This is a genomic window from Pseudomonas hamedanensis (genome assembly GCF_014268595.2).
Taxonomy (GTDB): domain Bacteria; phylum Pseudomonadota; class Gammaproteobacteria; order Pseudomonadales; family Pseudomonadaceae; genus Aquipseudomonas; species Aquipseudomonas hamedanensis.
Genome location: NZ_CP077091.1, coordinates 3,762,587 through 3,775,326 on the forward strand (window position 1 = coordinate 3,762,587; position 12,740 = coordinate 3,775,326).

A 12,740-nucleotide genomic window follows, 5' to 3' on the forward strand; every position below is an offset into this window, starting at 1 on the left:
GGATATGGCTTTCGCGAGCAGGCTCGCTCCCACAATGGAATAGGCCAACCTGCTCGCGAAGACGTCAGCATGGACGAGCAGTGTCAACGCTCAGCAAACCCTTTCCCCTGCGCTGCCAAATCGCCGATCAACCGCGCCGGCTGCCACTGATCGCCCTGCCGCGTCTCCAGCGCCAGCAAGCGCTGATGGATAGCGGCCAGCCCTTGCCGGTCCGCCCAGGCCATCGGCCCGCCCTTGTCGGCGGGAAACCCATAGCCGTTCAGATACACCAGATCGATGTCATGGGCCGACCCGGCAATGCCTTCCTGAAGAATCTTCGCGCCTTCGTTGACCAGGGCCAGCAGGCAGCGCTCCAGGATCTCGTCAGGCCCGATCTCGCGCCGCTGGAAACCCAGTTCCTCGCTGACGCGTAATACCAGCGCATCCACCTCAGGATCATGCTCGGCCTGCCGGCTTCCCGGCTCATAGTGGTAGTAGCCATTGCCAGACTTCTGACCAAAACGCCCCATTTCGCACAAGCGGTTATCCACCTGGACCTCCGGCGCATCCTGCCCTTTGCCTGCCAGGTCGCGGGCGCGCCATTCCAGATCGATGCCCACCACGTCGTACATGCGAAACGGGCCCATGGCAAAACCGAAACCCTGCAGCGCCGCGTCAACCTGATGTGGATAAGCGCCTTCAAGCAGCATCTTGCGTGCCTCCAGAACATACGGATGCAGCATGCGGTTGCCGATAAAACCGTGGCAGTTGCCCGACACGACACTGACTTTGCTCATGCGTTTGCCTAACGCCAAGGCAGCTTCCAGCGCTGCCGGTGAAGTTTGCGCACCGCGCACGATTTCCAGCAGTTTCATGATGTGCGCCGGGCTGAAGAAATGCAGACCCAACACCTGTGTCGGGCGCCGCGTAGCCGCCGCGATAGCATCGATGTCCAGCGCCGAGGTGTTGCTCGCCAGCAGCGCTTCGGGCTTGAGTAGGCCATCCAGTTCACGAAAGATCTTTTGCTTGAGTTCAAGGTTTTCGTACACCGCTTCGATCACCAGGTCGACGTTGCGGATTGCTGAGTAATCCGCCGCTGCACTGACCCGAGCCATACGCGCATCGGCCTCGGCCTGATCGATCCGCCCCTGCCGCACGTTGTGGGCGTAAGTCTCGGCCACGCTGTCGAGCGCTTGATCGAGCATCTGTGGATTGTTGTCGACCCACTGCACAGCCACGCCGGCATTGGCCAGGCACATGACAATGCCCCGGCCCATGGTGCCCGCGCCGATCACGGCAGCCTGCTGAATATCGAAGGATGTCTGGCTCATGTTGTTCTCTTGTTGGCGATCCGAAGACAGATCCCAACCATAGTCAGCCCGTCGCGGTTTTTGAAGTTTATTAGCGTGATGAGCGACATTCAGCGGATGGATGCAGCGCTCGCGAAATCCTCGTTAATCGAGCAAATGGTCGTCAGCCCAATGACGCACTTGCGCGTAGGGATATTCCTCCAGCGCCGCATACCCCGGGATCGCCCGCGCCTTCAGCTTGGTGAACAACGGTACGCTGATACCGCACAGGAACCGCGTCAGGCGTTCAGCCGTCGGAACGCTGCCCGTGTGCTGTTCATGCTTGTGGATAAAGTCCCCACACAACGCCGCAAAGTTTTTATCCACAAGCGCTGGCAACGCTGGCGGCTCCGGCAATCGTGCGACCTGGCCATGACACACCGAACAATGGCCACAACGCTCAGGGGCATGGTGATCACCGAAATACTCGGCCAGGCGATAACCCAGGCAGCGTTCAGTGGCGAACACCTCAAGCATGGCGTGAATCCGCGCCACTTCGGTCTGTTCGTGCCGGGAGAAATACTCGTGCAGCTCAGCGCTCAGGGCATCGCTGTCGAAGTCGCTGTGCAGCAGGCTGTAAACCTCGGTCATTTGCTTGCTTTCAAGCTCGACCCAGCCTTTTTCCTGAAAGTAATCGAGCGCCGTCACCACGCGATTGCGCTCGGCGGAATACTGCGTATACATGGCCTCGAAATTCACCGTGGCCCAGGTTCGTGCGCGCGGTGACGTCTGGATGATCGCCGCGACGAAATCCCTGCGCTCGCCTTCGAAGCGCTGGAGCAGTGCTTCAGGTTCCAGCAAATATTTGAAGCGGTACTCGGCGTAGTAGGCGTAACGCGGAGCGATCAGACCGCGCAGCTCCAGTTGCACCAACAACGTCTTCAGCGGCAACGCGCGAATATTGCTTTGATCCGCCAGCGGGCCGAGCAAAAACTCCCATTGTCCTTCCGGCTCCGAGGCTTTCAGTTCGTCGAGAACATAACGAATGCCGTCGCGCTCGGGCGTATCGCCGTAAACGAAGTTTTCCAGCACATTGAGGCTGTCGCGGTTGGCCAGCACCAGGCAATCCGAGGGCTGCCCATCACGCCCGGCGCGGCCGATCTCCTGACTGTAGTTTTCGATGGACTTGGGCAAATCAAAATGCACGACGTTGCGGATGTCGCTCTTATCGATGCCCATACCGAAGGCAATGGTGGCGACGATGCAGTTCGACCGTCCGGCCATGAAGCGTTGCTGAATGCCTTCTCGCCGATCGTGGGGCAGACCGGCGTGATAAGCCTCGGCCTGGATGCCGTTACGCTCCAGGTGCTCGGCGATGTGTTCGGCGGTTTTCTGCAACGTGACGTAGACAATGCTCGGTTGCCCGGGGCGCTCGGCCATCCACTCGACCAGTCGCCGGCGCTTGTCCTGGCCGCGTACCGGCTCCACCAGCAGATTCAGATTGGGCCGATAGAAACCGGTGGTCACCACGTCCTCAGGGGCGATGGCGAATTTGCTCTGCATGTCGGCGATGACTTTCGGCGTGGCCGTGGCGGTGAGCAGCAAGGCCTGCGCAATGTTGAACTGGCGCTGGTAGTCCGGCAGTTTGAGGTAGTCGGGACGGAAGTTATGACCCCACTCCGAGATGCAGTGCGCCTCGTCCACGACTAATAGCGAAATCGGCACCTGCTGCAAAAAGTTACGGAAGCGCTCGTTTTTCAGGCGCTCCACGGAAATCATCAGAATCTTCAACTCGCCAGAACGCGCACGGGCCATGACCTCGTTGGCATCCTCACGGCTCTGTGCCGAATCAATACTGCCCGCCGAAATGCCGTGGCGCTTGAGGAAGGCCAATTGATCCTGCATCAAGGCCAGCAGCGGCGAGACCACCAGCGTCAGATGTGGCAGTAAAAGCGCGGGCAGCTGGTAGCAAAGAGACTTACCGGAACCGGTGGGGAAAATCGCCGCCACCGAACGCCCGGCCAATACTGCAGTGATGGCCGTTTCCTGGCCGGGCCGAAACTGTGGATAACCAAAAACCTGTTCCAAGGTGTTGTGCATTCGCTGTCACTCCTTTGACCGCTGTCATGCCAACAGCCTAGCGGGCGATCACAGCGAGTCGAGAAAAGCTTGCGGGGCAAATCGATACGGGATGATACAGCCCAGACACCCGGTCATGGCCTGAAACACACGCCAGGTTTTGTTTATCGCGGTGTTTTTCAGTCTCGCGTTAACGTTCCCGCTCAAGCACCCGTACCGCGACATAAAGGCCGATGCGCGTGCAATCACATAAAGGAATGGTCATGTCGAACACACTGAAGTTGCCCCTCACTCTCCTCATTGCGTTCCTGCTGCTGGGCGGGTGCATGCCGGTTCCCGATGGCCTGCCGGAACTTGCCACGGTAGTGGCGACGGACGCGCCGCCCAAGACCTGAGTTCTATGGGTAGCAAGGGCGAGCTGGTCGCTGCGATCAAGGACACGATCTATCCACTGGCGAGGGTGTGGCGGCAAGTCAGTTGGAATATTACGCGGACGAACATCTGCGTTTAAAACCGTTGAGTCATACACAGGAGCGTCCGACATAATGTTAGGCCTACTCCTACTCCACACGACGCCTTGTCGGCTATCGCGCCTTGGGTCTACGAACCTATAGTCGTGGCTGTCGCCGCCAAAGCCGCGAAGGGTTCCGGCCAGCCGATTCGAGCTTCAAACAAGCCGACGTTTAAGACATCCCCATGTCCCCCACGCTCTGCCTGCTGACCCAGGACGGCTGTGATCTGCAAGTCGCGCAGACATAAATGCTCAACAAGCCCCGGCCCAATATCAACCAACCATCACCGCTGAACACTCAGTGTGCAGCGCAAGGAGTTGAATTTTGCAAACTACTATTGATTGCGTACGATGGGAGCCATCATTCAGCGAAGGGCTCGCCTTTATGAACACTGAAACCATCGATCACAGCACCCTTGCTCGCCTGGTTGGAAACGGATCTGTGAACAGCACAAATATCGTCGCCAAACCGGGCGGCTGGTCGATTGAGATTCAGCATGGCCGTGAAAAATGCTTGCTGACTGCACAACGCAGCGGTCAGGTGCGTCTGTTCAAACGACTTGAAACGCTAGTGACCTATTTGCAAGGTTTGGGCATCCGTCAGTTCAACGTGGATGCCACCGGCTATGACCCTTTGCAGTTGAAAACCTACGCTCGCCCGGATCGCTCCGAGGCGTTGAAACAAGCGCATGAAGCTGCTGCCTATGAAGAATGGTTCAAGCGCCAGGTACAAATCAGCATCGATGACCCGAGACCAAGCGTCAGCGATGAAGATGCTCGCCGAATATTTGCCGCCAAACGTGATGCCCTGCGTCAACGAGGACACTGATGAGATTGGTCTGGCGTCCGGAAGCGCTTGTTGACCGAGACCGAATTATGGAACGTATCAGCCAAGACAGTCCGGAAGCGGCTGCGGATCTCGACGAGATGTTCGAATCAAAAGGAGAGATCGCACGACAACGCCCGACCTTATATAGAAAGGGCAGAGTCGAAGGCACACGAGAAATCGTTGCTGCCTCCAACTACGTCGTCGTTTATACGATTAAAAAAGAATGCGTTGAAGTGCTGCGAGTCATGCATGCCCGGCAGCATTGGCCGTCAATCGAGAGAGACGCCTACAAAGACGGGAATACCGATAAATGACAGTACTCTGGTCATATCAGGTTAAAAAATGCAGGAGTACTGCCACCTAAGAAGAAAAGTCGCTGAATGAATTGATTGCGAACCATCGCCCATAAAAAAGCCGCTCTAAAAGGCGGCTTTTTCATTCGTTACGATCTTACAACGTCGGCCCAGCAGCCTTGATCGCGTCGCTCACTTCAAACTTCTTGAAGTTCTCGATGAACAGACCGGCCAGTGCTTTCGCCGCCTCGTCGTACGCCGCCTTGTCAGCCCAAGTGTTACGTGGGTTGAGCAGGTTGGTGTCAACGCCCGGTACGGCCAGTGGCACGTCGAGGTTGATGGTGTCGAGGTGCTCGGTGGCGGCACCGATCAGCGCGCCGCTCTGGATCGCTGCGATCACTGCGCGAGTGGTCGGGATGTTGAAACGTTGGCCGACACCGTAGCCGCCGCCGGTCCAGCCGGTGTTGACCAGGTAAACCTTGGAGCCGAAGCCGCGGATGCGCTTGATCAGCAGCTCGGCGTATTCACCGGCCGGACGCGGGAAGAACGGTGCGCCGAAGCAGGTGGAGAACGTCGACTTGATGCCGCTGCCCGAACCCATTTCAGTCGAGCCCACCAGTGCGGTGTAGCCGGACAGGAAGTGGTAGGCCGCTTGCTCTTCGTTGAGGATCGACACAGGTGGCAGTACGCCGGTCAGGTCGCAGGTCAGGAAGATCACCGCGTTTGGCTCGCCGCCCAGGTTCTTCTCGGAGCGCTTGGCAACGTGTTCCAGCGGGTACGCGGCGCGGCTGTTCTGGGTCAGGCTGACATCGGTGTAGTCGGCGTGCTTGGCATCGTCGATGACAACGTTTTCCAGCACGGCGCCGTGCTTGATGGCTTTCCAGATGACCGGTTCGTTCTTCTCGGACAGGTCGATGCACTTGGCATAGCAGCCGCCTTCGATGTTGAAGACAACGCCTTCGCCCCAGCCGTGTTCGTCGTCACCGATCAGGTAACGGCTTTCGTCGGCCGACAGGGTGGTTTTACCGGTACCCGACAGACCGAAGAACAGGGTCACGTCGCCCTCTTCGCCGATGTTGGCAGCGCAGTGCATTGGCAGCACGTCAGCGGCCGGCAGCAGGAAGTTCTGCACCGAGAACATGGCTTTCTTCATTTCACCGGCGTAACGCATGCCGGCGATCAGCACTTTCTTCTGCGCGAAGTTGATGATCACGCAACCGTCGGAATTGGTGCCGTCACGCTCAGGCACGCACTCGAAGTTGGCGACGTTGAGCACTTGCCACTCTTCACGGCCAGCCGGGTTGTACTGGGCCGGGTTGATGAACAGGCAACGACCGAACAGGTTCTGCCAGGCAGTCTGAGTGGTCATTTTCACGGCCAGGTAGTGATCTTCGGCCGCGCCTACATGCACGTGGGAAACGAAGTGCTCTTGCGCGTTGTTGAAGGCTTCAACGCGGTTCCACAAGGCATCGAACTTGTCGGCCGGGAACTTGCGGTTGATCGGGCCCCAGGCGATAGCGGCCTGAGTGGAAGGCTCTTCAACGATGAAACGATCGACTGGCGAACGACCGGTACGGTGACCAGTGCGAACAACCAGAGCGCCGGTATCGGCAAGCTCGCCCTCACCGCGTTGCAGGGCTTCTTTTACCAGATCATCAACACTCAGATCGGTGTACACGGCGTTATTGGCTTGCGTCATGAGGTTCCCCGTCGGCCAGTGGCCGAGTGTGCTCCAAACGTTTTGTAGTAGAAAGTCGTGCACTACTACCGCGAAAAAAGTGGGCCGGATTATGCCAGAAAAGCCCAAAAAGAGTAGGGTCCTCCCGTCGTAACGGCGATATTCCGTCATTACGCAGTGAATTTACCTGCGCTGAACCGTTTTAGTGCCGGGTATCTGACGGCGTGTCGACGCCTGCGCCAGCAAACAATTGAGCGATATCGGCGGCATCAAACTCGTAACGCTCATTGCAAAACTGGCAATCGATCTCGATTTTGCCACCCTGTTCAGCGACCAGTGCCTGCGCGTCTTCCAGCCCAAGACTGACCAGCGCATTGCCGGAGCGTTCCCGGGAACAGCTGCAATTGAAGCGCAGATGCTGCACATCAAACAGGCGAACCTGCTCTTCATGGTAGAGACGGTGCAGCACCGTTTCGTTGTCCAGGCTCAATAGTTCATCGGCCGCCAGCGTGCTGGCCAGCGCGGTGATGTGCTGCCAGCTCGCGGCGCGATCTTCTTCGTCTTTCAGGCGATCGGCCGGCAGTTGCTGCAACAGCATGCCCCGGGCGCGACGGCCATCGGCGTACAGCTTGAAACGGGTGCCAACCTGCTGCGACATGACGAAGTAGTTGGTGAAGCAGTCGGACAGGGTTTCGCCGTCAAGGTCGACGATGCCTTGATAGCGCTGCCCCACAGTCGGATCGACGGTCAGCGCCAGAACGCCGTCAGGCATCAGATCGCTGAGGGTGGCGTCAGCAGCAATCTGCTCGGCGTTATAGCGCGCCAGGCCGCGGATCTCGCGCTCGCTGGAACATTCGATCATCAGCATCGGGATCGGGCCCTCGGAGCGCGCCTGCAAAATCAGCAAGCCATCGAACTTGAGCGTGCCGACCAGCAACGAAGCCGCTGCCATCAGTTCGCCGAGCAACTGCGCGACCGGCTCCGGGTAGGGGTGTTTGGCGAGGACTTCGGCGTAGCTGCGCTCCAGCGCCACCAGTTCGCCGCGAGTGTCGCTGTCATCGAAGATGAAGCGTTGAGTGAAATCGGTATCCGCTAGATCGGTCATAGGTCTGGGTATCTGAATGTGATGACAAAATGGTTACAAAACGTGAAAATTTGCGCTTGCTGGCACTTTTTTTGGGGCCGGCGCTTTTTCGCCATGGGAGGCATTTTATGAACAATCCGGGTTTGTTCCAATCCAGGTGGAACCTCGGCCGGCTGGTTCTGTGCAACGTAGTGCCACTGGCGCTGCTGGCTTTCTGGTTATGGCCCACGGGCCAACTGCTGTGTGTGGTTTTCGACGAATGGCTGTTCCGCTCGCTCAATATGCCATTGGCCAGCCACCCGATATGGCTCCACATCTGGGCAATTGCAAGTCTGCGTCCGTTCGACATCGTTGTCGGGTTGATCCTGCTGTCACTGCTGATCAAGGGCGACTGGGTATTCCGGTCGATTGATGTACGTCGCGCATTCTTCGGTTTTTTCTCGATCTTGCTGTTGATGGTGGTGATTCGCGCGCTGTTTTCCAGATTCGCCGATCACATGGGCTGGCAGCACAGCAGCCCCTCAATGGTGATTGAGGGCGCCGTGCACCTCAGCGACTACTTTCCCCACTTGGAAAAAACCTGGGAATTGAAAGACCGCTCGGGCCAGAGTTTCCCCGGCGATCACGCTTCGGTGCTGTTGATCTGGGCGCTGTTCATGGGTGTGTTCAGCCGCACTGTTGCGCAATTTCTGACGGTCTGGGGCTTGGCGCTGCTGTTCATGCTGCCGCGTCTGGTGGCCGGCGCGCATTGGGGTCAGGACGATTACATCGGCGGTGTGCTGCTGGCGGTATGGGCGTTGGGTTGGGGTTATTACACGCCGTTTGCCTATCATGCTTCGAACTTCTGCTTGAAGCTGACCGCGCCGATTTTCGCCCTGCTGGGCAAGTTGCCGATGGTGTCGCGGATGAGCGTGGTGTCCCGCGCAAACTGACAAACCTGTGGCGAGGGAGCTTGCTCCCGCTCGGCTGCGCAGCAGTCGCTAACCGGACGATGCGCTTGTGGTTTGCAAACACTGCCCGACCGCACAGGGCGTCCTTCGGCCGCCGGCGGGAGCAAGCTCCCTCGCCACAACTTGCGTTCAGCGCTTAATCGTCGTGGCTGTTGCCACGAAACTTGAACAAGTCGCGCCGCTGCTTCTTGCTCGGCTTGCCATCGGTGCTCACGCCCAAAGATCCGGCCTTGCGCATCGCCGCAGCCGCTTCACGTTTGGCAACGCTCGCCTCAGTCTCGCAATACAACGTCTGCGCCTCAGGTGCGCCGCGTCGTACGATCGACAAGGCTTCGACCCTCACCGTGCGCACGTCGAAACCTGTACGAATCTCGAACTCATCACCGATGCGCGGTTCTTTGCCCGGTTTGCAGCGCTCGCCGCGACAGTGCACCTTGCCACTTTCTATCGCCGCTTTGGCCAAGGCACGGGTTTTATAAAAACGCGCCGCCCATAACCATTTGTCGAGACGGACCTTGTCGTCCTCCTCCTGTTTTTGCGCCATATGAATTCCTCAGTCAGCCAGTAGTCGGAACTGTACTACCGTTTCTGGCGGGCGCAACAATCCAGCCCTCCAGATAAACTGTGATCTTCGCCGCCTGAGCGGCCTGGAGTGACCAAGTGACCCGATTTCCTTCTTCCTTAACCTCGCCCCAAAACGGCTGCCAAGGCTGCCAGGAAAGCGAGCCACTGCACTTCGATTTCGCCTTCGCCTATCAACCTATCGTTGACCTGCGCGACCAGTCCGTATTTGCCCATGAGGCACTGGTCCGGGGCGTGGCGGGCGAAGGCGCACTGTCGGTGTTAAATCAGGTTACAGAAGACAACCGCTACCGTTTCGACCAGCTCTGCCGGACCCGCGCCATCGAAGGTGCGGCCAGTCTTAATATGCAGACACACTTGTCGATCAATTTTTTGCCCAACGCCGTCTACCGTCCAGAGCTGTGCATCCGCAGCACGCTGGAGGCCGCCAGAAAACACAACTTTCCGATCAACCGACTGATTTTCGAAAGCGTGGAAAGCGAGCATGTAGATAATTATCGCCATTTGACCAATATTCTGCGTGAATACCGCGAATTCGGCTTCAAGACCGCCATCGACGATTTCGGTGCCGGTTATTCGGGGCTCAATCTGCTGGCTGATTTCCAACCGGACCTGATCAAACTCGACATGGCGCTGATTCGCAATGTCGATCACGACCGTGTCCGCCAGGCGATCGTACGGGGGATTGTCACAATCTGTGCGGAGTTGGACGTTACAGTCATTGCCGAAGGCATCGAGAGCGCCGGGGAACGGGATTTTCTGGCGGACTGTGGAATATTTCTGATGCAGGGTTACTGGTTCGCCAAACCTGCATTCAAAGCCTTGGCCCAAGTGCCATCCGAGGCCTGGACGCGTTAACCGTTGGTTATTTTCATTGAAGACATTTGATCATTTGACCGTTGTCGGTCTGCGCGAGTGGGTGGCGCTCCCGGGTCTGGGAGTCGCCGGTCTGCGCGCGAAGATCGACACCGGTGCCAGTACCTCCAGCCTGCACGCCACTGACATCGAGCCGTTCGAGCGCGACGGTGAAAAGTGGGTGCGTTTCACCGCGCATCTGGGCACGGTGGTGCAATTGCGTCACCGGCGTTGCGAAGCGCCGCTGGTCACGCGCAAGACCATTAAAAGCTCCAACGGCCATGCGCAAGTGCGCTACGTGATCAGCACCACCCTGGCCCTCGGCGACCGGGTCTGGCCGGTCGAGTTCACCCTTGCTTGCCGCAAGTCCATGCGCTATCGCCTGCTGCTGGGTTCCAAAGCCTTGATCGATGGTCAGTTGGTGGTCAATCCGGGCATCAAATATGTACAAGACAAGCCGGTGTTCCCGGTATCTACCTTTTCCACAGGTGTTGCATGAAGATCGCTGTGCTGTCGCGAAACCCGCGTCTGTATTCCACCCGCCGTCTGGTTGAAGCCGGAACCGAGCGCGGGCATGAAATGGTGGTGATCGACACCTTGCGCGCCTACATGAACATCGCCAGCCACAAGCCGCAGATCCACTACCGCGGCAAACCGCTGGAAGGTTTCGACGCGGTGATTCCGCGGATCGGTGCATCGGTGACGTTTTATGGCTGTGCGGTGTTGCGCCAGTTCGAAATGATGGGGGTGTTCCCGCTCAACGAGTCGGTGGCCATTGCCCGCTCACGGGACAAACTGCGTTCGCTGCAACTGCTGTCGCGCCGCGGCATCGGTCTGCCGGTAACCGGTTTTGCCCACTCGCCGGACGATATTCCCGATCTGATCGACATGGTCAACGGCGCACCGCTGGTAATCAAGGTATTGGAAGGCACCCAGGGCATCGGCGTGGTGCTGTGCGAAACCGCGACGGCGGCAGAGTCAGTGATCGAGGCCTTCATGGGCCTGAAGCAAAACATCATGGTCCAGGAATACATCAAGGAAGCTGGCGGTGCGGACATCCGTTGCTTCGTCGTCGGCGACAAGGTGATTGCAGCGATGAAACGTCAGGCCAAACCGGGTGAATTCCGCTCCAACCTGCACCGTGGCGGCAGCGCCAGTCTGATCAAGATTACCCCGGAAGAACGCATGACTGCGTTGCGCGCAGCCAAGGTCATGGGGCTGGCGGTGGCGGGGGTGGATATCCTGCGCTCCAATCACGGGCCGCTGGTCATGGAAGTGAATTCGTCGCCGGGCCTGGAAGGGATCGAGACCACCACCGGGAAGAATGTAGCGGGGATCATCATCGAACACCTGGAGAAGAATGGCGGGCCAAACATGACGCGCACCAAGGGCAAGGGCTGAGGTCTGGCAAACAGATAAAAAAAGGGCCGCACCCTGCCAAGGAGACGGCCCCGGAAAATCGTCAATCCTGTTACCGCGCAGTAATCACCGACAATTTGGTGATCCCTGCGCGCTCGATCGAAGCCATGGCTCGCGCCACTTCGCCGTAGTTCACCCCGTCATCGGCCTGCAACTGCACGCGCACTTGCGGGTCCTTGGCCTTCGCCGACTGGAGACCCAACTCCAACAAGTCCGGCTGAATCTCATCCTTGTTGATAAACAGCTTGCCGGCAGCGTCAATGCTCACCACCAGCGGATCCTTTTGCTCAACCGGCGCGACCGCCTCGGTCTTCGGCAAGTTGATCGGTATCGCATTGGTCAGCAGCGGCGCGGTGACGATAAACACCACCAGCAGCACCAGCATCACGTCCACCAACGGCGTCACGTTGATCTCGCTAAGCACCTCGTCGCTGTCTTGCGTGGAGAAGGCCATATCAGGACGCCTCCTTCACTTTCGTTGCGTTGCCCGGCGCTGCAACCTTGTGCGCAGTCGGGTGGATCAGCACCATGAATGCACTCTTCTGCGCCAGGCTGTAGAAGTCGTGGGCGAAGTCATCAAGATCCGCCGCGGTCAGTTTCAAACGCCGTAAAAAGTAGTTGTAAACCAGCACCGCCGGCACCGCGACGGCGATACCCACACCGGTCGCAACCAGTGCCGCACCGATCGGGCCGGCCACGGTCTCGAGGCTCGCCGAACCGGCCGCGCTGATGCCCTTCAATGCTTCCATGATTCCCCACACCGTGCCGAACAGACCAATGAACGGCGAGGTGCTACCAATACTTGCGACGACTGCCAGCCCGGTTTCCAGCGAACGTCGCTCACGCACGATCTGCTGGCGCAAGGCGCGTTCCAGGCGATCCTGATGGTTGATCGCCTGGCTCAGATCACTGGTCTGCGGCGCCTCGCCCACCTGTATCGCCGCATACCCGGCCTGAGCCACCCGTGCCGCGGCGCCGGGCCGGGTTTCGCTCAGTTCGGCGGCAGCGTTCAGACTCGACGCCGCCCAGAAGCGCTTGTGGAACTGGCGGTCCTGCGCTTTCAGGCGCCCGAACTGCACAGCCTTGAGCAACGCCAGACCCCAGGTGGCGACGGAAAAAACCACCAGCAGCCAGATCACCGCGCTTTCGATGGATTCCAGTGGAGATGCCAGTAACGTCATGATGTGTTCCC

14 protein-coding genes are annotated in these 12,740 nt (G+C 58.6%); 7 read left to right on the forward strand and 7 right to left on the reverse strand.

The window, feature by feature from the left end; translation table 11 throughout:
- Positions 1 to 83: 83 nt before the first annotated feature.
- Together HU739_RS16280 and HU739_RS16285 are read right to left on the reverse strand one after the other, a co-directional pair.
- Entirely contained in the window at positions 84 to 1,310 is a 1,227-nt protein-coding gene (locus HU739_RS16280) for a 3-hydroxyacyl-CoA dehydrogenase (protein WP_186548537.1), read from the reverse strand.
- A 123-nt stretch (positions 1,311 to 1,433) separates the two neighbouring features.
- Positions 1,434 to 3,368, reverse strand: coding sequence for a RecQ family ATP-dependent DNA helicase (locus tag HU739_RS16285; RefSeq protein WP_186548539.1), 1,935 nt, complete (start codon positions 3,366 to 3,368; stop codon positions 1,434 to 1,436).
- A gap of 242 nt (positions 3,369 to 3,610) precedes the next feature.
- Between HU739_RS16285 and HU739_RS26910 the strand changes: the two genes are divergently transcribed.
- From HU739_RS26910 to HU739_RS16295, 3 genes are all read left to right on the forward strand, one after another.
- Complete coding sequence (locus tag HU739_RS26910; protein ID WP_264082126.1) at positions 3,611 to 3,742, forward strand: hypothetical protein; 132 nt, start codon at positions 3,611 to 3,613, stop codon at positions 3,740 to 3,742.
- Between the two features lie 501 nt (positions 3,743 to 4,243).
- Positions 4,244 to 4,687, forward strand: coding sequence for a hypothetical protein (locus tag HU739_RS16290; RefSeq protein WP_186548541.1), 444 nt, complete (start codon positions 4,244 to 4,246; stop codon positions 4,685 to 4,687).
- The gene (locus tag HU739_RS16295) at positions 4,687 to 5,001 is read left to right on the forward strand and encodes a type II toxin-antitoxin system RelE/ParE family toxin (protein WP_186548544.1); all 315 of its coding nucleotides are present in this window, start codon (positions 4,687 to 4,689) and stop codon (positions 4,999 to 5,001) included. Before HU739_RS16290 ends, HU739_RS16295 begins: the two co-directional genes overlap by 1 nt.
- Positions 5,002 to 5,137: 136 nt before the next feature.
- On the opposite strand, the gene HU739_RS16300 is transcribed toward HU739_RS16295, so the two are convergent.
- Positions 5,138 to 6,679 (reverse strand): phosphoenolpyruvate carboxykinase, encoded by a 1,542-nt coding sequence (locus HU739_RS16300; protein ID WP_186548546.1) that lies wholly within the window; start codon positions 6,677 to 6,679, stop codon positions 5,138 to 5,140.
- 181 nt (positions 6,680 to 6,860) lie between these two features.
- Positions 6,861 to 7,763, reverse strand: coding sequence for an Hsp33 family molecular chaperone HslO (gene hslO / locus HU739_RS16305; protein WP_186548548.1), 903 nt, complete (start codon positions 7,761 to 7,763; stop codon positions 6,861 to 6,863).
- A gap of 107 nt (positions 7,764 to 7,870) precedes the next feature.
- Here hslO and HU739_RS16310 point away from each other — a divergent pair, with 107 nt between their 5' ends.
- Complete coding sequence (locus HU739_RS16310; protein ID WP_186548550.1) at positions 7,871 to 8,674, forward strand: phosphatase PAP2 family protein; 804 nt, start codon at positions 7,871 to 7,873, stop codon at positions 8,672 to 8,674.
- A 154-nt stretch (positions 8,675 to 8,828) separates the two neighbouring features.
- Here the strand turns inward: HU739_RS16310 and HU739_RS16315 are convergent, their stop codons facing one another.
- Entirely contained in the window at positions 8,829 to 9,236 is a 408-nt protein-coding gene (locus HU739_RS16315; RefSeq protein WP_186548552.1) for an RNA-binding S4 domain-containing protein, read from the reverse strand.
- A 116-nt stretch (positions 9,237 to 9,352) separates the two neighbouring features.
- Between HU739_RS16315 and rimA the strand changes: the two genes are divergently transcribed.
- Genes rimA through rimK form a run of 3 tightly spaced genes read left to right on the forward strand, consistent with a single transcriptional unit; the run spans position 9,353 to position 11,530 of the window.
- Positions 9,353 to 10,132, forward strand: a complete 780-nt coding sequence (gene rimA, locus HU739_RS16320; protein WP_186548554.1) for a S6 modification regulatory phosphodiesterase RimA — start codon at positions 9,353 to 9,355, stop codon at positions 10,130 to 10,132.
- 16 nt (positions 10,133 to 10,148) lie between these two features.
- Complete coding sequence (rimB, locus tag HU739_RS16325; protein ID WP_456154056.1) at positions 10,149 to 10,628, forward strand: retropepsin-like aspartic endopeptidase RimB; 480 nt, start codon at positions 10,149 to 10,151, stop codon at positions 10,626 to 10,628.
- Positions 10,625 to 11,530 carry a 30S ribosomal protein S6--L-glutamate ligase gene (rimK, locus tag HU739_RS16330; protein WP_007949201.1) on the forward strand — a complete coding sequence of 302 codons (906 nt, stop codon included), beginning with the start codon at positions 10,625 to 10,627 and terminating at the stop codon, positions 11,528 to 11,530. The genes rimB and rimK overlap by 4 nt, the downstream gene beginning before the upstream one ends.
- 70 nt (positions 11,531 to 11,600) lie before the next feature.
- Here the strand turns inward: rimK and HU739_RS16335 are convergent, their stop codons facing one another.
- Both HU739_RS16335 and HU739_RS16340 read right to left on the reverse strand, forming a co-directional pair.
- Entirely contained in the window at positions 11,601 to 12,002 is a 402-nt protein-coding gene (locus tag HU739_RS16335; RefSeq protein ID WP_186548556.1) for an ExbD/TolR family protein, read from the reverse strand.
- Position 12,003: 1 nt separating this feature from the next.
- A complete protein-coding gene (locus tag HU739_RS16340) occupies positions 12,004 to 12,729 on the reverse strand; it encodes a MotA/TolQ/ExbB proton channel family protein (RefSeq protein WP_186548558.1) in 726 nt (241 codons plus the stop codon).
- Between the last annotated feature and the right edge of the window lie 11 nt (positions 12,730 to 12,740).

Bases quoted from the DNA above. Each gene is read 5' to 3' on its own strand.
- HU739_RS16280 (WP_186548537.1), bottom strand. From the start codon at position 1,310: ATGAGCCAGACATCCTTCGATATTCAGCAGGCTGCCGTGATCGGCGCG.
- HU739_RS16285 (WP_186548539.1), bottom strand. From the start codon at position 3,368: ATGCACAACACCTTGGAACAGGTTTTTGGTTATCCACAGTTTCGGCCC.
- HU739_RS26910 (WP_264082126.1), top strand. From the start codon at position 3,611: ATGTCGAACACACTGAAGTTGCCCCTCACTCTCCTCATTGCGTTCCTG.
- HU739_RS16290 (WP_186548541.1), top strand. From the start codon at position 4,244: ATGAACACTGAAACCATCGATCACAGCACCCTTGCTCGCCTGGTTGGA.
- HU739_RS16295 (WP_186548544.1), top strand. From the start codon at position 4,687: ATGAGATTGGTCTGGCGTCCGGAAGCGCTTGTTGACCGAGACCGAATT.
- HU739_RS16300 (WP_186548546.1), bottom strand. From the start codon at position 6,679: ATGACGCAAGCCAATAACGCCGTGTACACCGATCTGAGTGTTGATGAT.
- hslO (WP_186548548.1), bottom strand. From the start codon at position 7,763: ATGACCGATCTAGCGGATACCGATTTCACTCAACGCTTCATCTTCGAT.
- HU739_RS16310 (WP_186548550.1), top strand. From the start codon at position 7,871: ATGAACAATCCGGGTTTGTTCCAATCCAGGTGGAACCTCGGCCGGCTG.
- HU739_RS16315 (WP_186548552.1), bottom strand. From the start codon at position 9,236: ATGGCGCAAAAACAGGAGGAGGACGACAAGGTCCGTCTCGACAAATGG.
- rimK (WP_007949201.1), top strand. From the start codon at position 10,625: ATGAAGATCGCTGTGCTGTCGCGAAACCCGCGTCTGTATTCCACCCGC.
- HU739_RS16335 (WP_186548556.1), bottom strand. From the start codon at position 12,002: ATGGCCTTCTCCACGCAAGACAGCGACGAGGTGCTTAGCGAGATCAAC.
- HU739_RS16340 (WP_186548558.1), bottom strand. From the start codon at position 12,729: ATGACGTTACTGGCATCTCCACTGGAATCCATCGAAAGCGCGGTGATC.